17 protein-coding genes are annotated in these 19,807 nt (G+C 44.5%); all 17 read right to left on the bottom strand.

Features of this window, described 5'->3' with window-relative positions:
• Nucleotides 1-50 precede the first annotated feature (50 nt).
• Nucleotides 51-1,307 (bottom strand): cell division protein FtsA, encoded by a 1,257-nt coding sequence (gene ftsA / locus PR675_RS04515; protein ID WP_004921898.1) that lies wholly within the window; start codon nucleotides 1,305-1,307, stop codon nucleotides 51-53.
• Between the two features lie 36 nt (nucleotides 1,308-1,343).
• Nucleotides 1,344-2,153 carry a cell division protein FtsQ gene (ftsQ, locus tag PR675_RS04520; RefSeq protein WP_004921902.1) on the bottom strand — a complete coding sequence of 270 codons (810 nt, stop codon included), beginning with the start codon at nucleotides 2,151-2,153 and terminating at the stop codon, nucleotides 1,344-1,346.
• Between the two features lies 1 nt (nucleotide 2,154).
• The gene (locus PR675_RS04525; protein ID WP_060560867.1) at nucleotides 2,155-3,075 is read right to left on the bottom strand and encodes a D-alanine--D-alanine ligase; all 921 of its coding nucleotides are present in this window, start codon (nucleotides 3,073-3,075) and stop codon (nucleotides 2,155-2,157) included.
• 3 nt (nucleotides 3,076-3,078) lie between these two features.
• Nucleotides 3,079-4,542, bottom strand: a complete 1,464-nt coding sequence (murC, locus tag PR675_RS04530; RefSeq protein ID WP_036941184.1) for a UDP-N-acetylmuramate--L-alanine ligase — start codon at nucleotides 4,540-4,542, stop codon at nucleotides 3,079-3,081.
• 57 nt (nucleotides 4,543-4,599) lie between these two features.
• The gene (gene murG / locus PR675_RS04535; protein ID WP_004921911.1) at nucleotides 4,600-5,673 is read right to left on the bottom strand and encodes an undecaprenyldiphospho-muramoylpentapeptide beta-N-acetylglucosaminyltransferase; all 1,074 of its coding nucleotides are present in this window, start codon (nucleotides 5,671-5,673) and stop codon (nucleotides 4,600-4,602) included.
• A complete protein-coding gene (gene ftsW, locus PR675_RS04540; RefSeq protein WP_004921913.1) occupies nucleotides 5,670-6,863 on the bottom strand; it encodes a cell division protein FtsW in 1,194 nt (397 codons plus the stop codon). The genes murG and ftsW overlap by 4 nt, the downstream gene beginning before the upstream one ends.
• The gene (gene murD, locus PR675_RS04545) at nucleotides 6,863-8,188 is read right to left on the bottom strand and encodes a UDP-N-acetylmuramoyl-L-alanine--D-glutamate ligase (protein WP_004921917.1); all 1,326 of its coding nucleotides are present in this window, start codon (nucleotides 8,186-8,188) and stop codon (nucleotides 6,863-6,865) included. Before murD ends, ftsW begins: the two co-directional genes overlap by 1 nt.
• Before the next feature lie 2 nt (nucleotides 8,189-8,190).
• Nucleotides 8,191-9,273: a phospho-N-acetylmuramoyl-pentapeptide-transferase gene (gene mraY, locus PR675_RS04550; RefSeq protein ID WP_004921918.1), complete on the bottom strand. Its 1,083-nt coding sequence runs from the start codon at nucleotides 9,271-9,273 to the stop codon at nucleotides 8,191-8,193.
• A complete protein-coding gene (gene murF, locus PR675_RS04555) occupies nucleotides 9,267-10,640 on the bottom strand; it encodes a UDP-N-acetylmuramoyl-tripeptide--D-alanyl-D-alanine ligase (RefSeq protein WP_004921921.1) in 1,374 nt (457 codons plus the stop codon). The genes mraY and murF overlap by 7 nt, the downstream gene beginning before the upstream one ends.
• The gene (gene murE / locus PR675_RS04560; protein WP_040133347.1) at nucleotides 10,637-12,124 is read right to left on the bottom strand and encodes a UDP-N-acetylmuramoyl-L-alanyl-D-glutamate--2,6-diaminopimelate ligase; all 1,488 of its coding nucleotides are present in this window, start codon (nucleotides 12,122-12,124) and stop codon (nucleotides 10,637-10,639) included. The genes murF and murE overlap by 4 nt, the downstream gene beginning before the upstream one ends.
• Nucleotides 12,111-13,877: a peptidoglycan glycosyltransferase FtsI gene (ftsI, locus tag PR675_RS04565; protein ID WP_004921927.1), complete on the bottom strand. Its 1,767-nt coding sequence runs from the start codon at nucleotides 13,875-13,877 to the stop codon at nucleotides 12,111-12,113. The genes murE and ftsI overlap by 14 nt, the downstream gene beginning before the upstream one ends.
• 12 nt (nucleotides 13,878-13,889) lie before the next feature.
• Entirely contained in the window at nucleotides 13,890-14,210 is a 321-nt protein-coding gene (ftsL, locus tag PR675_RS04570) for a cell division protein FtsL (protein WP_004921932.1), read from the bottom strand.
• A 2-nt stretch (nucleotides 14,211-14,212) separates the two neighbouring features.
• On the bottom strand, nucleotides 14,213-15,163 hold the full coding sequence (rsmH, locus tag PR675_RS04575; protein WP_004921934.1) for a 16S rRNA (cytosine(1402)-N(4))-methyltransferase RsmH: 951 nt from the start codon (nucleotides 15,161-15,163) through the stop codon (nucleotides 14,213-14,215).
• 2 nt (nucleotides 15,164-15,165) lie between these two features.
• Nucleotides 15,166-15,624 (bottom strand): division/cell wall cluster transcriptional repressor MraZ, encoded by a 459-nt coding sequence (mraZ, locus tag PR675_RS04580; protein ID WP_004921936.1) that lies wholly within the window; start codon nucleotides 15,622-15,624, stop codon nucleotides 15,166-15,168.
• A gap of 698 nt (nucleotides 15,625-16,322) precedes the next feature.
• Complete coding sequence (gene cra, locus PR675_RS04585) at nucleotides 16,323-17,333, bottom strand: catabolite repressor/activator (RefSeq protein WP_272582693.1); 1,011 nt, start codon at nucleotides 17,331-17,333, stop codon at nucleotides 16,323-16,325.
• Between the two features lie 164 nt (nucleotides 17,334-17,497).
• Entirely contained in the window at nucleotides 17,498-17,989 is a 492-nt protein-coding gene (gene ilvN / locus PR675_RS04590; RefSeq protein ID WP_004921945.1) for an acetolactate synthase small subunit, read from the bottom strand.
• 2 nt (nucleotides 17,990-17,991) lie between these two features.
• A complete protein-coding gene (gene ilvI, locus PR675_RS04595; RefSeq protein ID WP_272582694.1) occupies nucleotides 17,992-19,719 on the bottom strand; it encodes an acetolactate synthase 3 large subunit in 1,728 nt (575 codons plus the stop codon).
• Between the last annotated feature and the right edge of the window lie 88 nt (nucleotides 19,720-19,807).

Below are 19,807 nucleotides of genomic sequence, written 5' to 3' on the forward strand. Positions count from 1 at the left end.
CTCCGTTTTGTGCTTTACTTCGAAGCTAATAATATGCTTCTGAATAAAAATTAAAATTCTTTTCTCAGCCAGCCTGTGATTTTACTAAACCACCCTTTAACTGAAGCACGTTTTTCCGTTTCGGTATCATCGCCAAGATGGCTCTCTTTACCGTAATGCAGAAGCCCAACCGCAGTTGAATAGTATGGCTCCTGAGCATAATCCGTTAAGCCTGTAATATTGAGCGGAATACCGACCCTAACTTGTGTATGGAAGACTTTTTGAGCACATTCGACGAGGCCATCGATTTGTGCCGCCCCTCCCGTTAGCACGATACCCGCTGCCAAATGGTGTTTGACACCTTGTTGGCGTAACTGTTCCTGTAAATTTAAAATTTCTTCATTTACAAGGTTTAACAGCTCTGTGTAACGTGGTTCAATGACCTCCGCTAAAGTCTGACGTTGTAGACTTCTTGGAGGACGCCCTCCCACGCTAGGGACTTCAACAGTTTCATCTTTGCTCACTATCGAACCGACAGCGCAGCCATGACGAACTTTGATTGCCTCCGCATCACTCGGTGGAGTACCGAAGGCATAAGCGATATCACTGGTAACGACATTACCTGCATAAGGGATAACTTTGGTATGACGTAGTGCCCCACCGGTGTATACCGCCATATCCATGGTTCCGCCGCCAATATCGACAACACAAACGCCAAGTTCGCGTTCATCTTCGGTCAATACTGAATAGCTCGCCGCAAGACCTGCAAAAATCAGCTGGTCGACTTTTAATCCACAACGCTCAACCGCTTTTACAATATTTTTTGCCATGTCGTTATGACAAGTAATCAAATGTACCTTGGCTTGCATACGTACACCTGACAAACCAACAGGGTTCTTAATACCTTCTTGGTAATCAATCGCGAATTCTTGTGGTATGACATGAAGAATTCGATGCTCATCACGAACCCTAACTGATTTTGCGGTATGAACAACACTGTCAACGTCTTCTTGTGTCACTTCCTCTTCCGAAACGGGCACCATGCCGATTTCGTTTTGGCAGCTAACATGCTTACCTGATAACGCAAGATAAACTGAAGAAATTTGGCAATCCGCCATCAACTCAGCCTGATCAATCGCCCTTTGCACGCATTTAACGACTGATTCCAAGTCATTAACGCCACCTTTGTCCATTCCACGAGATGGACAACTTCCCACCCCGATAATATTCACCATACCATCGGGCAGAATTTCGCCGACAAGGGCCGACACCTTGGAAGTTCCAATTTCAAGGCCTACAACTAATTTTCTGTCCGTCGTTTTGATCATTTGCTTCTGCCTAGTCTGAGTTATTAGCAATATTAATTATTGTAACTCCAGTGGAGCATCCACTAGGAGCGGAGCCCACCCCACCGCAGCACCACTGGTATAACGAAGGTCAACATAGTCGACACGTTTATCTGTGGCTTGCTGCAAAAGCGGATAAAGTTCAAGGAAACGATTTAACCGCTGAAAAACTTCTTTTTTCCCGAGCTCTACTCGGACATCATTATCTAAGATAAGTTGCCAAGCATGGCGTGCCGTCATAGATACTGATTTCAATTTTAAATTGTGTTCTGACAATATTCTTTTAAATTCAATGTACTCTTTTATAACTTCTTTTTGGCTACCTTGGGGGCCATAGAGCATCACATAATTGCCCTTGCTGCTTTCACTCGCAGGGAGGCTAAATACTCGCCCCTCCTGATCAACCATATTTTGGTCATTCCAACGTGCGTAAGGTACGTATTCTACCAGATGTATCTTTAACTCATCAGGCCACTGTTTGCGAACCGTCACCTGACGGATCCAAGGCATCGCACTTATCTGATTTTGGATGGCATTGACATCAACTGTCATAAAAGTACCAGGTTGCCCTAGAGATAATATCGCCTTCCTCACATCATCATTGCTGGTATAGTGGCGCTCTCCGGTTAATACTAACTTTGACATTGGCAGCCTATCTGCATCTTTCATCCAGTTCATGACGGTCCAGCCACTCCAAATGATTGTTCCCACAACCATTAGAAAGAAAATCAACCCGCCGAGAAAAGCACCATTACTTGGGCCTGACCCTGACTCGTTGTTGTCATCATTATGCTTATGATGCCGAACATTCAATGCTGCCTGTGACATATCAGTTAGCCAATTCCAAAATACGTACTACCAACTGCGAAAAATCCATACCTGCTTGGCGCGCTGCCATTGGCACTAAACTGTGACTTGTCATTCCTGGTGAGGTATTCACCTCTAGCAAGTAGAATTGACCGTCACTATCTTGCATTACATCAACTCGCCCCCAACCGCGACACCCAACCGCCTGATAAGCACGCATCGCAAGTTGTGATAACTGCGCTTCTGATCCTGCATCTAAGCCACTTGGGCAAAAATATTGCGTTTCATCAGAAAGATATTTCGCCTCATAATCGTAAAACACCCCAGGAGGCTGAATACGAATTGATGGTAATGTTTGTTCACCAAGCACTGCGACCGTATATTCTGGACCACTTAACCATTTCTCAATCAGTACGGTTTCATCGAAACGAAACGCTAGTGCCAACGCCGCTGATAAATTACCTAAATTATCAACTTTGCTCATCCCTACACTTGACCCTTCAAGGCTCGGTTTGACAATAAGTGGTAATCCTAGATATGCGACTAATTCTTCAATTTTTTCAGTTTTAAGTGAACTAAACTCAAATTTACTCAACGAAACATAAGGCGATACTGTTAGCCCTGCTCCTTCCCAAAGTTGCTTTGTTCTTAATTTATCCATACTCAAGGCGGAGGCCATCACGCCACTACCTGTGTACGGCAAACCTAAAAACTCCAGCATTCCCTGAATTGTACCGTCTTCCCCCCCTCGGCCATGAAGGGCGATAAACACTTTATCAAACCCAGCATCCTTGAGAGTGACCACTGGAAAATCTTTTGTATCAATAGGATGCGCATCAATTCCAGCCTGACGTAAACCAGCAAGCACCGCATTGCCTGATTGAAGAGAAACTTCACGTTCAGCAGATGTTCCGCCAAATAACACCGCGACTTTCTCGGCCATGAATCACTCCTCTACCATGGGTGGCTGTAATTTTGTTTCAGCAAGATTACGCGCTATTTTACCAATATTCCCAGCACCTTGAACTAAAATTAAGTCATTATCTTCAAGTGCTTGAGCTAAAATTTGTGCAACTTGTTCAGGCTCTGCCACATAAATTGGATCAAGCTGACCACGACCGCGTATCGTCCGACATAATGAACGACTATCCGCCCCCGGCACAGGCTTCTCTCCCGCAGGATAAACCTCTAGCATCAGCAATACATCTACTTGGCTGAGGACATGGGCAAAGTCATCATATAGGTCACGAGTACGTGAATAACGGTGTGGCTGAAACACCATCACAATTCGTTTGTCTGGCCATCCGGCTCTTGCCGCTTTTATTGTCGCGTCAACCTCTGTTGGATGGTGACCATAATCATCCACCAACATCACTTCGCCTTCTTTACCATTCACATGACGTAGTGAATAGTTTCCAAGAAAATCAAAACGGCGCCCTGTACCTTGGAACTCAACCAGTGCAGACAAGATATGCTGATCATCAATGCCTTCTTCCGTCGCCACGGCGACAGCCGCTGTTGCATTCAGAGCGTTATGTCGCCCCGGTGCATTCAGCACTACGGTCAGTTCCGGCATATTTTCACGGGCAATAGTAAAGAAGCCTTGATTACCTTTTTGCTCATATTTAACGATGCGTACATCGGCATCTTCACTAAAGCCATACGTCGTCACGTAGCGACTGACTCGCGGTAATAATGAACGGATCACAGGATCATCAATACACATCACCGCACGACCATAAAATGGTAAGTTATGCAGGAAGTTGATGAACGTATCTTTCAAGGTTTCAAAGTTACCTTGGTAAGTATCCATATGGTCCGCTTCAATGTTAGTAACCACTGCAACTAAAGGCTGCAAATGTAAGAAAGAGGCGTCACTTTCATCAGCTTCTGCGATTAAATAACGGCTACTACCTAAACGGGCATGAGTCCCCGCGGATTTCACTAGACCGCCGTTAACAAATGTAGGATCTAAGCCCGCTTGCGCATAGATCCCTGAAATCATCGCTGTTGTCGTAGTTTTACCGTGTGTACCTGCCACTGCAATACCATGACGATAACGCATTAATTCCGCCAACATTTCAGCGCGGCGGATAACAGGAATACGTAATTCATGCGCCGCTTGGATTTCAGGGTTGTCCGCTGAAATTGCAGTCGAAACAACGACTACGCTCGCATCTTCAACATTCTCAGGACGGTGATTAAAATAAATAGTTGCACCTAAAGCCGTAAGTTGCTGAGTAACGGCATTTGGCGCTAAATCAGAACCACTAATTTGGTAACCTTCATTTGCCAACACTTCGGCGATACCACCCATGCCAGCACCACCGATACCGACAAAATGGATGTGCCTGACTCTTCTCATTTCTGGCACTGATGTTCTTAATTTCGCCAACTGTTGTGTATTCACTGTATGTCTTCGCTTTTAGTTAATTCTATATCTATGCCATGTTATCGATGGTGATAACTATTTAGCCACTTCACTGATTACTGCTGCTACACGCTCTGTCGCGTCGGTGATAGCACAAGAACGTGCCTTTTTCGCCATCGATAATAATGCTTGCCTATCCCACTGCGCCAATAGGCTAGCAACGTTATCCGCAGTAAATTGTGGTTGCTCAAGGATTTTTGCCGCTCCCGCCTTTTCTAGCGGAAGCGCATTCCAATACTGTTGACGATCTTTATGCTGAAATGGCACAAAAATCGCAGGTAACCCTGCTGCGGCAATTTCACTGACCGTTAACGCTCCAGAACGGCAAACCACAATATCCGCCCATGCATACGCCTGAGCCATATCATCAATAAACTCCGTAACTTTATACTCGGAATTAACTGAATTTTTTAGCCGTTCATTATACAACGCTTCTGTAGTTTCCTTACTGCCTTTTCCCGCTTGATGCCAGATATTTAACTGTTTGCCTACTTTTTCAGCAACCTCTGGCATTACTTGGTTCAAAATACGCGCGCCTTGACTACCACCTACAACCAGTACGCGTATTTTACCGTCACGATCCGATAATCGCTCCTCGGGCAGTGGCAGCGCTAAGACATCTTTTCGTACTGGATTGCCAACAATTGGCGCATCCGCAAAAGCACCGGGGAACGCTTGAAGTACTCGTTTTGCAATTTTTGACAACCATTTATTCGTTAAACCTGCAATCCCATTTTGTTCATGTAGCACCACAGGTACACCTGATAACCAAGCCGCAATCCCACCAGGCCCTGAAACATATCCGCCCATACCGAGTACAGCGTCAGGTTGATATTGTTTGATAATGGCTTTTGCTTGGCGTATCGCTTTAAAGATCCGCCAAGGCGCGGCAGCCAATGCTAACGCGCCTTTACCTCTAAGCCCTGATATCCGTATAAATTCAATCTCAATACCATGTTGCGGTACTAACGTTGCTTCCATGCGATCGGCTGTGCCTAACCAACGGATTTCCCAGCCTTGAGCCTGCAAATAATGGGCCACAGCTAAACCTGGGAATACATGCCCCCCAGTACCACCAGCCATGACTAATAACCTTTTTGCTTGACTCATTTAACACTCCTTACAAACGCCTGCGCTTTTTGCAGACGTGTTTCAAAATCGACACGTAATAACACGGCAATAGCAGCAGACATAATTAATAGGCTTGAGCCACCATAGCTGATCAATGGTAATGTTAACCCCTTCGTCGGTAACATACCGGCAGCAGCCCCAACATTAACTAATGCTTGGAAGGTAAACCAAATACCTATCGAACACGCTAAATAGCCAGCAAATAATTGGTTAGCTAATAAAGCTCGACGGCCTATCATCATTGCGCGAAATGCCAGCATAAATACCATCAATAACACCAACACAACGCCAATATAGCCAAGCTCCTCAGCTAAAACCGAAAAAATAAAGTCCGTATGCGCTTCTGGTAAATATTCCAGTTTTTGGACTGAGTTCCCTAACCCTTGCCCAACTAACTCACCTCGACCAAATGCCATTAATGATTGGGTAAGCTGATAACCGCTACCAAACGGGTCTTCCCATGGATTCAAAAATGATGTCACTCGGCGCAAACGGTAAGGCTCAAACCAAATCAGTGCTAATACCCCGACAACACACGCCGCAATCCCAATAATAAAGGGGGCCAATCTTGCTCCGGCAAGGAAGAGCAACCCTAGGGTGGTGACGACTAGTACGATAACAGTTCCTAAGTCAGGCTGTAGTAGCAATAATGATGACATCACAATCAAGATACACATTGGTTTTACAAAACCAAGGAAGCGTGTTCTCACTTCCTCTGACTTTCTTACTAAGTAACTGGATACATAGCAAAATAGAGCCAATTTAGATAACTCAGCCGGCTGAATTTTAACAATACCGATATCAATCCAGCGCGATGCCCCGTTGACAGAGCTCCCTGCAACCAGTACTACCGCTAATAACAGCAGGGAGACCATTAACAATACAAAGCTGTATTTTTCCCAAACTGCCATTGAGATCCGCATCACGCCTAACACTAAAACAAAGGCAATGGCTAAATAAACGGCATCACGCTTGGCAAAATAAAAAGGATCTTCTGTCAATCTTTGCCCCACCGGCATGGATGCCGATGTCACCATAATAAAACCGATTGCAGCGAGGCCAAGTGCCAGCCATACCAAGGTGCGGTCATAGAGTGTTGAGCCAGCAATAACGCCACCCTTTTCACCAAGTACCCAGTTTTTTATGCGCACAGCACCTGGTATAGTCATCAGCCTAACTCCTTCGCTAACTGAGCAAAAATCATCCCTCGCTGCTCAAAGTTTTTAAATTGGTCGATACTTGCACAAGCTGGAGACAGTAAAACCATATCGCCTGATTTTAAATGTGGAGCCAAATAACGCATGCTCTGCTCCATCGTTTCCGTCAGCACAGATTTTTCAGGCTCCAATTGGGCTAGAGCTTTACCGTCACGACCAAAGCAGTACACACGCACATTATCTTGGGCAAGATACGGCTTTAAGGGTGAAAAATCGGCAGCTTTACCATCACCACCTAATAGCAGATGCAGTGTTCCATCCACTTTTAAGCCATTTAGTGCGGCTTCCGTGCTACCCACATTGGTCGCTTTAGAGTCGTTAATCCAACGTACTCCGTTGTTCAATAACACCAGTTGGAAACGGTGCATTAATCCAGCGTAATTTTTCAGTACATCCAAGCAAGCCTTACGCTCTATGCCTGCAATATCTGCCAGTGCAAGCGCTGCCAGCGCATTCGTGTAATTGTGTTGCCCAGTCAAATGCATATCAGCAACATCAATGATGGCTTGCCCTTTCGCAACTAATAAACGCTGCTGTGTATCAAAATAATAATCACCACTATCGACCCCAAAGCTGATACACGCTTCATGACGTCTATCTCGTGGTAACGTCAGTGGGTCTTGCGCGTTCACAATGCAATTCGCCGCATTATGATAAATACGTAATTTAGCGTCGCGATACTGCGCTAACCCTAATGGATAGCGATCCATATGGTCTTCTGTCACATTCAGTACGGTTGCCGCTAAGGCTTGTAAACTGGATGTGGTTTCTAATTGGAAGCTTGATAACTCAAGCACATAAAGCTGGTGACCTTGGTTCAGTAGGGATAATGCAGGAATACCAATATTGCCACCCACACCAACAGAGATACCTGCGGCTTTTGCCATTTCCCCGACTAAAGAAGTCACCGTGCTTTTACCGTTAGAGCCAGTAATGGCAATGATTGGTGCATCAGCCTCACGACAAAACAGCTCAATATCGCCAACAATCTCAATGCCTTTATTAGCCGCCTGTTGCAACTCAGGTGTCGCTAGAGCAATACCCGGACTTGCGACAATCAAATCAGCTTCTTGTAACCATGAGTTATTTAAACTGCCATGGTGATATTCGACATTGCTAGGTAATTGCTCTACGCCAGGTGGGGCAGAACGAGTATCTATCACACGTGGAATGACACCTTGTGATAAGAAAAAGTGCACACAGGATAGGCCTGTTAGGCCTAACCCGATAATCACCACTTTTTTACCTTGATACTGTTTACCCTGAATACGAGCCATGTTTAACGTACCTTCAATGTTGCTAGCCCAATCAGGACTAGCATTAAGGAAATAATCCAAAAACGCACAATTACGCGTGGTTCCGGCCACCCTTTCAACTCATAATGATGATGAATTGGTGCCATACGGAATATACGTTGACCACGTAATTTGAAAGAACCCACTTGTAAGATGACTGATAATGTTTCTACAACAAACACGCCACCCATAATGACTAACAAAAACTCTTGGCGTAGTAGAACTGCGATAGTACCTAAAGCGCCTCCGAGTGCTAAAGAACCTACATCACCCATAAAGACTTGTGCTGGGTAAGTGTTAAACCATAGGAAACCTAATCCCGCACCAACAATAGCCGTACAGACGATCACTAGTTCACCAGCGTGTGGCAAGAATGGAATATGCAAGTAACTCGCAAAGTTAACGTTACCTGTCGCCCACGCGACCAGAGCAAACCCTGCCGCAACGAATACTGTTGGCATAATTGCTAAACCATCAAGACCGTCTGTTAAGTTAACGGCATTACTGGTTCCAACAATTACAAAGTAAGCCAGCAGAATATAAAGCATTCCCAGTTGAGGCATCACATCTTTAAAGAAAGGTACGACTAATTGTGTCGCTGGCGTCTCGTTACCGACTGCATACATTGAAAAAGCAACAATGAGCGCAATGACGGATTGCCAAAAATATTTCCAGCGAGCAATTAAGCCTCGGCTATTTTTTCTAACCACTTTTAAGTAGTCATCAGCGAAGCCTACAAGGCCATACCCCACCAATACCAACAGGACACACCAAACATAGGGATTATCTAAACGCGCCCACAACAACACCGATATACTGATTGAAAATAGAATCAGTATGCCGCCCATTGTAGGTGTGCCACGTTTACTAAAGTGAGACTCAGGCCCTACATCGCGAACGACTTGACCAATCTGCATTTTTTGTAAATAGGTAATTAAACGTGGCCCCATCCATAACGCGATAGCGAGTGCCGTTAGCAAACCGACAATGGCTCTGAACGTCAGATAAGAAAAGACGTTAAAAACAGAAAAATGATGCACCAATATTTCGGCAAGCCAGACTAACATGCAAAGCACTCCTTTAATGCATTCACGACATCTTCCATCGCGGAGCTACGTGAACCTTTAACTAAAATAGAAACAACTTCATTCTGCTGGACTAGCGGAATCAGTCGGGTTAATAAATCTTTTTTGAATGCAAAGTGCTCACCACATTCACTGAATTGACTGATCATTTCGCTCAGCGTACCCACACTCAGTACTTTATCCAGACCTGCATCTTTTGCCGCAATGCCAACTCGTTGATGACAATCTTGTGCGTAATCGCCAAGCTCGCCCATATCACCTGCAATCAAAATACGATAGCCGGGCATTTTAGCTAAAACATTAATTGCTGCAATCATTGAGCCATCATTCGCGTTATAAGTGTCATCCAATACCACTTTTGTTGGACTCAGTTGTACCGGATATAAACGCCCCGGCACTGCTTTCGTCGTCGCTAACCCATTGCGAATATCTTCCAGCGTTGCGCCAACTGAAATGGCAAGCGCACTTGCCGCAAGGACATTGGCAATGTTATGCATCCCCGGTAAAGGCAATGTGATTGCAATTTGCCCAACTGGCGTATGCAACGTAAAGTTTGTTGAAAGTTGTTTAACTTCAATATCCGATGGATAGAAATCCGCTTTGTCTTGTGGCTTCAGCGAGTAATACCACACGGTTTGCCGCGGTTGAAATTGCCAATGTGGCGAATAACTATCAAGGTTAACAATCGCGGTACCTTCGTCAGGTAGACCTTGGTAAATTTCCCCTTTTGCGCGAGCCACACCTTCAGGTGAACCAAAGCCGGCAAGATGTGCTGCAAATAAATTATTCACCAGTGCACTCTCAGGCTTCACGATATTCGTGGTATAGGCGATTTCATTTGGATGATTCGCCCCCATTTCAATTACGGCATAATCATATTCGTGAGTTAGCCGAAATAGCGTTAATGGCACACCAATATCATTATTTAAGTTACCCGCTGTATACAGGGTTTTGCCACGCTGAGATAAAATGGATGCGGTCATCTCTTTAACAGAGGTTTTCCCCGAGGAGCCTGTTAAACCGACTACTTTCGCTTGGCTTTGCTTGCGCACCCATGCAGCAAGTTGCCCCATAGAAAGACGAGTGTTCGCCACAATAACCTGTGGGCAATCAACATCAAGCTCACGCTCAACCAGTAATGCAACGGCGCCATTTTCAACCACAGAAGGGGCAAAGTCATGGGCATCAAAACGCTCACCTTTTAAGGCGATAAATAAGCAGTCTTGACCAATTTGGCGGCTATCTGTACTCACTTCACTTAATGTCAGTGTAGCGGCATCAATACCTTCAGCATTAAATAAACGCCCAGCGGTCACGGCCGCCAGTTGAGCTAACGTTAAGGGGATCATGCTAACACCCCCAATAGCCTTGCAACGGTTAGGCGATCTGAATAATCTAAACGGCGATGACCGATAATTTGATAATCTTCATGGCCTTTACCTGCGATCACAATCACATCATCCGCATTTGCCTGCATGATTGAGCTGGTAACCGCTTCCGCACGCCCTGGGATCGCAAGAACTCGACTTGAATCGAGGATCCCCGCCATAATGTCATTGATAATATCTAACGGCTCTTCACTGCGCGGGTTATCATCAGTAATAACGACTTTATCCGCCCACTCTTCTGCCGCTGCGCCCATCAAAGGTCGCTTGCCTTTATCACGGTCTCCCCCGCAACCAAAGACACACCATAATTGGCCTTTACAATGTAAGCGTGCTGCCGCCAACGCTTTTTCGAGTGCATCCGGTGTGTGGGCATAATCAACAACCACGGTTGGTTTGTTTGGCGCACTAAACACTTCCATTCGACCACATACTGGTGAAAGAGATGATGATGCCTCTAATAGCTGTTCTAACGAATAATCCATCGTCAGCAGTGTTGCCATAGCTAACAATAAGTTGCTGACGTTAAATGCGCCCATCAATGGGCTTTCTAACGTTCCGTTGCCCCATGATGAGGTAAATTGAATGGTTGCTCCGCGATCATGATATTCAACCGCTGTTGCTTGTAACCATGGCCCTTGCCATTGCTCAGGAATTCGTTGTTCCATAGAAACGGCGCAAGCTTGCGGTAAACGCTGTAACCATTTTAGACCCACATCATCATCAGCATTAATAATTTGCGCTTTGGTTTGATGTGTCGAAAACAGTAACCATTTCGCCGCTTCATAACTTTCCATATCACCATGGTAATCTAAATGGTCACGGCTTAAATTTGTAAATACTGCGGCATCAAAAGGTAAGGCAGCTACGCGACCTTGCACAAGGCCGTGAGAGGAGACTTCCATCGCGGTTAATGTAGCCTTCTGCTTCAATAACTGAGTCAACTCAACTTGAATATCCACAGCGGAACCTGTGGTGTTTTCACTCGGCGCAACTTGCCCAAGTAAACCATTCCCTACGGTCCCCATGACAGCACTGGTTTCACCTAATCCTTGTGCCCACTGCGCGATCAGTTGAGTTGTCGTCGTTTTACCATTAGTGCCTGTCACCCCAACCAATTTCATTTTTTCAGCAGGATGTTGATAAAATGCCCCCGCTAATGCTGATAGGCGACTATTCAGATCATTTAGGTAAACAACGGGAACGCCGTGGATATAACGAATTTCACCTTCAGCGGCTTCACCATGCGCTTCTGCAACCACCGCGGCGACCCCTTGGGCGATCGCTTGAGAAATATAGTGTCGACCATCTGATTGATGGCCTTTAATTGCGATAAACAGATCACCGGCAGCCGCCTTACGACTGTCTAATGTCATCTCACGTAACGAGACACTTGCTGTGCTAACGCCAAATGGCGAAAGAAGATCACAAAGATTACGATCTGCCACTTTTAACCTCTTTTCTGTTAAGAACTGTGTCGTTTTTATCGTCTGTTTGTAGTGCATCAGGTTCAACGTTCATCATGCGTAAAACACCGCCCATAATTGAACCAAACACGGGTGCCGATACTGCACCACCATAATATTTACCCGCTTTAGGCTCATTGATAAGAACGACAAGGGCATAGCGTGGGTTACTTGCAGGCGCGACGCCTGCGGTATAAGCAATATATTGATTAATGTAGCGCCCTTCCGGCCCTACTTTTTTCGCAGTACCTGTTTTTATCGCGATACGATAGCCTTTTATTGAGGCTCTTGTTCCCCCACCACCCGGCAAGGCAACACTTTCCATCATGTGCACAACGGTGCGCATTATATGCTCAGGAAAAACGCGTGTTCCCGGCACAGGAGGGTCAACTTTAGTAATCGATAGCGGGCGATAAATCCCGAAACTACCAATTGTTGCATAGGCACGGGCTAACTGTAACGGTGTTACCATTTGCCCATACCCGAAAGAAAAGGTGGCCCTTTCTAAATCAGACCACCGTGTTTTTTTACTTGGAAAGATGCCACTACTTTCCCCGACTAACCCCAGATTAGTCGGCTTGCCAAACCCAAAGCGGCTATACACATCCACCAGCTCTGTGGCAGGCATCGCTAACGCCAGTTTTGAAACACCCACGTTACTCGACTTCTGTAAAATACCTGTAATTGATAATTCAGGATAACGAGCTACATCTTTGATTTCATGACCATTAACTCGATATGGATAGGTATTCAATACGGTATTTTCTTTGACAATACGGTTATTTAATGCACTCATAACGACGAGCGGCTTGACCGTTGAACCCGGTTCAAAAATATCGGTGATCGCACGGTTACGCATAGCATCCATGGGGGTTCCTGCCAAATTGTTCGGGTTATAGGATGGGCTATTCGCCATCGCTAAAATCTCCCCCGTGTGCACATCCACTAAAATGGCAACACCTGATTCAGCTTTGTTTTCCTGAACACCTTTCGTTAATTCACGATAAACGATAGATTGAATGCGTTCATCAATACTTAGCACTAAGTTATGAGCCGCTTGGCTATCAACGGAAGAAACCGTTTCAATCACACGCCCATTACGGTCTTTACGAACAATACGCTCACCTGGCTCCCCTTTTAACCAGCGCTCAAAGCTCTTCTCGACGCCTTCTATCCCTTCGCCATCAATATTTGTCACACCAATTAAGTGCGCTGCAACAGGCCCTGAGGGGTAGTAACGGCGTGATTCTTTGCGTAAATAGATACCGGGTAATTTTAGTTTCGTGATGTATTCGCCAATAGAAGGGTTGACTTGACGAGCGAGGTACACAAAGCGCCCTTTTGGATTGGCAGAAATTTTAGCGGTGATCTGCTCAAGTGGGATCTCCAATGCATCAGCGAGCGCTTTCCAATGTTCATCATTGTTCACCCCACCTTTTTCAAATACCACTTTTGGGTCAGCCCAAATCGCATTAACAGGCACACTAACAGCCAGTTGCCGCCCTTCCCTATCGCTTATCATGCCACGTGCTGTAGAGACCTCTTGAACACGTAGGGAGCGCATATCCCCTTCTTTAACTAACTTTTCAGGCGAAATGATTTGTAGATAAGCTACACGCACTAAAAGCCCGACTAAAGCCAGTAGAATACCGCCGCACAACAAGGCAAAACGCCAGCTAACAAAGCTGGTATTTTCAGACTGTTTTTTATTCCTAGCTGACTTAGGTGCTTTCATTCGTAACCTTATCTACTGCTTAGAGACAATGATATTTTCTTGAGAAGGTTCAACATGAACCATCTGCAACTTTTCCACCGATAAACGTTCAACTCGGCTATGACTTCCCAATGCGTTTTCTTCCAAGATCAAGTTACGCCATTCAATATCCAGCGCATCTTTCTCTTCATATAACTTGTCTTTTTCTGCCGTTAGCAAACGCGTTTCATGGGCAGTTGTGACCACAAAAATAGCGCTAATAATGATGGCCACTAGCAAAATCAAAGGAATTACCCCATGACGAAAAAGGTCACGACCAATCACTTTCCCAAGACTATGCCTTTCTGGAACCATAATTACAGTGTCCTCTGTGCAAAACGCAGTACAGAACTACGTGCCCTTGGGTTTTCGTCAATTTCAGCGTCTGAAGGCTTCATTTTGCCCACTTCACGCAGCTTAGCGACGCCCAGTTCTCGTATTTGAGCTTCCGTAAGAGGGATGCCAGCAGGAACACTAGGCCCTTTGCTATTTTGACGAATAAACCGCTTCACTAGCCTATCTTCCAATGAATGGAAACTGATCACCGAAAGACGTCCTTCCGGTGCTAATACAGAGACAGCACCTTCAAGCGCCTGCTCTATTTCTTCCAACTCACTGTTAATGTAAATACGTATTGCTTGAAAACTTCGCGTTGCAGGGTGCTTATGACGCTCTTTGATAGGGCTGACTTTAGCGATCAATTCAGCCAACTCACGAGTTCTCGTTAAAGGTGTTTCTTCTGGATTGTGGTTACGCTCAACGATGGCTTTCGCAATGCGTTTTGCAAAACGTTCCTCTCCAAAAGTTTTCAAAACCCATGCGATGTCATCAGCTTGTGCATTCATTAGCCATTGTTGGGCTGACTGCCCTTTCGTTGGATCCATACGCATATCCAACGGCCCATCACGCATAAATGAAAAACCACGCTCAGGATCATCCAGTTGGGGGGATGACACCCCTAAGTCCAGTAATACGCCATCAATTTTGCCAACTAGCCCTTCTTCTTCTACATACTCTGCAATTGCAGAAAATGGGCCATGCTTGATCATAAAGCGAGGGTCATCAATTTCTTGCGCTGCTTTAATCGCCTCTGGATCACGATCGATAGCAATCAGACGCCCTTGCTCGTTTAGCTGGCTTAAAATCAGCCTTGAATGCCCACCACGCCCAAAAGTTCCATCAATATAAATACCGTTTGGTTTAATATTTAGGCCATTTACTGCTTCATCAAGCAGTACTGTTACATGTTTAAATTGTTGCTGTGTCATGTTTATAGTGACAAATCCTGTAAACGGGTTGACAGTGGTTCTTGGGTTTGTCGTTCAGCGGCAATATCCTCTTCCACTTGCTGATACCAAGTCTGTTCATCCCAAAGTTCAAATTTATTTATTTGGCCTACTAGCATGACCTCTTTTGTTAGCCCTGCATGTTGACGTAGCGTGCTGGCTAACAAAAGACGCCCTGAGCTATCCATTTGACATTCACTGGCATGTCCCAACAAAAGTCGTTGGACACGTCTTTCTGCTGGATTCATGGTTGATAGGCGAGAGAGCTTTTCTTCGATGATTTCCCACTCAGGTAAAGTGTAAAGCAGCAGGCATGGCTGGTGGAGGTCGATAGTACAAACCATCTGCCCCTTAGATTCCTCGCTCAACATTCCCCGATATCGGGTAGGCACGGTAAGCCGCCCTTTGCTGTCGAGATTTACCAGTGTTGCCCCACGAAACATACCCAGTAAAACCTCTTTATTTCCTATTTACCCACTTTACCCCACAATTCTCCACTTATAAAGTTTACGAATGGTAGGAAAACGTTGTCAAGCCAGACGCGCCTAGCTTTTGCTTTATTTACAGAACAATTCAGAAAAGATAAGAGTGGGTAAAATCTACTTCGGAGATAAAATGAGGAATAACGGATTGATATAATTCATTTATTTTCAACAAAAGAGCAAATATTACGTAAACTCTATTTTACTGATGAAAAAACACTCAAATGATGATATTTCCTTTATATGTCTCATTTTTAATCAGTATATCGTTAACCGATTCTTTACTTTCAAAATAACCGTGAATGTTTAATAAAGGTAAATATTATCGATAACAGCCTCACAGAAAAATAAAAACCATATATTTCATATAATTAAAACACTGTTTTAATAGCCAGTATTTTACAATAAATAAAATTTTACGTGCTTTCTTTGATTTAAAAATTATTTCTTAAATCAAATTTTTTTATTTTATTTTCTTTACAATGATAAATTAGATTTACCTCGTTAAGAATAGTCCTAAAGTTAAATATTTACTTATTTTTAGCATGAAATAAAAAGCCCCATTTACTTTGGGGCTAACATAATACTTATAAACGTGATCGATATCACTTAATATTCAACCTGACTTTTTGTCTGGTTTTTATTATTTAAATGATATTTTACTGTTTGCGCCCGAGGCTACCACGTCGGCACAGATCACGACGAATACGAGTAATCCCTGCATCCGGTTTTTGTTTTTCATCTAAACTTGCCAACACCAGTTCTAAAATACGCTCAGCAATATCTCTGTGACGTTGTGCAAGTGATAAAACAGGGCAACCTAAAAAGTCCAGCAACCCACTGTCACCAAACGTTGCAATTACCATATGCTCAGGTAGACGACCATCACGCTTCAATGCAACATCTAACACCCCCTGTAACAGCGAAAATGAGGTTGTAAAGAGTGCATCAGGCATCTGATTGCCTTTATCTAACCAGTCAGCAAAGACCTCCGCCGCTGACGCCCGCTCATAGCTATTTGCATAGAGATACTTGACCTCACGAGCATCACCTTGCCAGCCTTTTCTAAAACCTTGTTCACGAAGGTAGCTCACCGATAATTCTGGCAGAGCGCCAAGATACAAGACTGACTCCGCGGAAAATTGCCTCAACTCCGTAGAGAGCATCAATGCATCTTCTTGGTCATCCCCGACAACGCTAATAAAGTGCTCTTGTTCTAGCGCCCTATCTAACGCAATAATCGGCAAAGAACGGTTGGCCCAACGCTGATAAAAAGGATGTTCAGGTGGCAGCGCCGTTGAAACAATAATCGCATCAACTTGGCGTTGTAGAAGGTGCTCAACGCAACGAATTTCGTTATCGGGCTGATCTTCTGAACAGGCAATCAACAGTTGGTAGCCACGCTGACGTGCTTGACGCTCAAGATAATTAGCAATGCGAGTATAACTTGTGTTTTCGAGATCGGGGATCACTAGCCCAATCGAACGTGTTCTCCCTGCACGTAGCCCTGCTGCTACAGCATTTGGATGGTAATTGTGCTCTCTGACAACAGCCATCACTTTTTCTACAGTTTTATCGCTGACTCGATACTGCTTGGCCTTGCCGTTGATCACATAACTAGCCGTTGTGCGAGATACCCCCGCTAAACGGGCTATTTCATCCAGTTTCACGTTAACCTCTTTGTGTTATCAGATAAAACCAACATATTGATTTTACTATTTATTTTTTACAATCCCTGATAACCGTAGCCAAGCTAAAATAGCCGCCAACGGTTAAAGCCCCGAATCAATCGGGGCTCTATGCAATGGTATTCTACCTTCAGCCGATAAATTTTTCACCGCATAATTTTATCGCCACGTGAAACACCAACAATACCTGAGCGTGCAACTTCAACAATTTCAGCAACGCCACGGACTGCTTCAATGAATGCATCCAGTTTATCGCTTGTTCCCGCTAGCTGAACGGTATACAGCGTAGGCGTTACATCAACGATTTGACCGCGGAAAATATCGGAGCAACGTTTAATTTCATCGCGGCCATAACCCGATGCTTGCAGTTTAACTAGCATAATCTCACGTTCAACATGTGCTGAAGCCGTTAGTTCGCTTACACGTAAGACATCGACTAACTTATGCAGTTGCTTTTCAATCTGCTCAAGCACCTTTGCATCACCTTTTGTTTGAATGGTCATACGTGACAGTGTTGGGTCATCGGTAGGTGCAACCGTTAAACTTTCGATATTATAACCACGTTGAGAAAACAGCCCAATAACACGGGAAAGTGCCCCCGATTCATTTTCTAGTAAGACGGATAAAATACGACGCATGATCAGGTCCTCTCTGTTTTACTCAGCCACATTTCATCCATTGCACCACCACGTATCTGCATTGGGTAAACATGTTCAGTTTCATCAACGTTAATATCCACAAAAACTAAGCGTTGGTTTTCATTCACTTCTACCAGTGCTTGTTTTAATTTTTCTTCGAGTTCATCGGGGGAATGAATCGAAATACCTACATGACCATAAGCTTCTGCAAGTTTGACGAAATCAGGAAGCGATTGCATATAAGATTGAGAATGGCGGCCTTGATAAATCATATCTTGCCACTGCTTAACCATCCCCAAAAACCCATTATTGAGATTCAACACAACCACCGGTAAACCATATTGCATTGCGGTCGACAGTTCTTGGATATTCATTTGAATACTGCCATCGCCAGTAACACAGATAACCGTAGATTGTGGATGTGCTAATTTAACCCCCAAAGCGGCAGGTAAACCAAAGCCCATAGTGCCTAAGCCCCCTGAATTAATCCAATGGCGAGGCTTATCAAATGGGTAATACAGTGCGGCAAACATTTGATGCTGCCCAACATCAGAAGTGACATACGCCTCACCATTTGTCAGGCGGTAAATGGTTTCAATCGCTTGCTGAGGTTTCACTTTTTGGCTATTGGTTTCATAACGGAGGCATTTTCTCTCTCGCCAAGTTTCAATCTCTTTCCACCATGTTTTTAATGCTTGGCTATTTTGTTTGGTGGATACTTGATCGAGCTGACTCAACATTTGCTGAAGTGTCAGCTTAGCATCCCCTACGATCGGAATATCTGTATTAACGGTTTTAGAAATAGAGGTTGGGTCGACATCAATTTGGATCACTGTTGCATTCGGACAATATTTTTCAAGATTATTCGTTGTCCTATCATCAAAACGCACACCAACAGCAAAAATAACATCAGAATTATGCATCACCTTATTGGCTTCATATGTACCGTGCATACCAAGCATCCCAACTGACTGGTGATGGGTTTCTGGAAATGCCCCTAGCCCCATGAGTGTTGATACAACAGGCAGTTGCAGTTTTTCTGCTAATGCGATGATCTCAGCCGAACAATTTGCGTTGATTGCCCCTCCACCGATATAGAAAACAGGTTTCTGCGCCGCAATCAATTTTGTTAACGCTTTTTTAATCTGCCCTTTGTGCCCTTGAAGGGTTGGGTTATAAGAGCGTAAAGAAACCGCTTCAGGATAGCGGTAAGGGTATTTATTTGCCGGATTAACCGTATCTTTAGGTAAGTCGATAACCACAGGACCTTGACGACCACTTGCAGCGATATAGAAGGCTTTCTTAATGGTTTCAGGTATGTCTTCGGCTTTTTTAATTAAAAAGCTGTGTTTTACAATTGGGCGAGATATTCCCACCATATCACACTCTTGAAATGCATCATTCCCAATCAAGGAGCTTGCTACTTGTCCTGATAAAACAACCAAAGGAACAGAGTCCATGTATGCCGTCGCAATCCCTGTAATTGCATTTGTCGCACCAGGACCCGAGGTCACTAAAATCACCCCGACTTCTCCTGTTGAGCGTGCATAACCATCCGCCATATGAACCGCGGCTTGTTCATGGCGAACGAGGATGTGATCAATACCACCTACCGTATGAAGTGCATCATAGATATCTAAAACAGCACCACCTGGATACCCAAATACATGCTTTACACCTTGGTCAATCAAAGACTTGACGACCATTTCTGCTCCCGACAACATCTCCATGAGTTTGCCCCCAGACTATTTTTACAAGTTAACAGAGGTATGACAGTCCTCTACTATGTATTGTCATTTCTGCCGTAGTTATGACTGC

The sequence above is a fragment of the Providencia sp. PROV261 genome, from assembly GCF_028477945.1.
In the GTDB taxonomy this organism is placed as follows: Bacteria; Pseudomonadota; Gammaproteobacteria; order Enterobacterales; family Enterobacteriaceae; genus Providencia; species Providencia stuartii.

Excerpts from the sequence above, each read along its gene's own strand:
- ilvI (WP_272582694.1), bottom strand. The coding sequence starts at position 19,719 with ATGGAGATGTTGTCGGGAGCAGAAATGGTCGTCAAGTCTTTGATTGAC.
- murF (WP_004921921.1), bottom strand. The coding sequence starts at position 10,640 with ATGATCCCCTTAACGTTAGCTCAACTGGCGGCCGTGACCGCTGGGCGT.
- ftsA (WP_004921898.1), bottom strand. The coding sequence starts at position 1,307 with ATGATCAAAACGACGGACAGAAAATTAGTTGTAGGCCTTGAAATTGGA.
- mraY (WP_004921918.1), bottom strand. The coding sequence starts at position 9,273 with ATGTTAGTCTGGCTTGCCGAAATATTGGTGCATCATTTTTCTGTTTTT.
- ftsI (WP_004921927.1), bottom strand. The coding sequence starts at position 13,877 with ATGAAAGCACCTAAGTCAGCTAGGAATAAAAAACAGTCTGAAAATACC.
- murD (WP_004921917.1), bottom strand. The coding sequence starts at position 8,188 with ATGGCTCGTATTCAGGGTAAACAGTATCAAGGTAAAAAAGTGGTGATT.
- mraZ (WP_004921936.1), bottom strand. The coding sequence starts at position 15,624 with ATGTTTCGTGGGGCAACACTGGTAAATCTCGACAGCAAAGGGCGGCTT.
- PR675_RS04525 (WP_060560867.1), bottom strand. The coding sequence starts at position 3,075 with ATGGCCGAGAAAGTCGCGGTGTTATTTGGCGGAACATCTGCTGAACGT.
- ftsL (WP_004921932.1), bottom strand. The coding sequence starts at position 14,210 with ATGGTTCCAGAAAGGCATAGTCTTGGGAAAGTGATTGGTCGTGACCTT.
- ftsQ (WP_004921902.1), bottom strand. The coding sequence starts at position 2,153 with ATGTCACAGGCAGCATTGAATGTTCGGCATCATAAGCATAATGATGAC.
- murG (WP_004921911.1), bottom strand. The coding sequence starts at position 5,673 with ATGAGTCAAGCAAAAAGGTTATTAGTCATGGCTGGTGGTACTGGGGGG.
- ftsW (WP_004921913.1), bottom strand. The coding sequence starts at position 6,863 with ATGACTATACCAGGTGCTGTGCGCATAAAAAACTGGGTACTTGGTGAA.
- rsmH (WP_004921934.1), bottom strand. The coding sequence starts at position 15,163 with ATGACACAGCAACAATTTAAACATGTAACAGTACTGCTTGATGAAGCA.
- ilvN (WP_004921945.1), bottom strand. The coding sequence starts at position 17,989 with ATGCGTCGTATTTTATCCGTCTTACTAGAAAATGAATCGGGGGCACTT.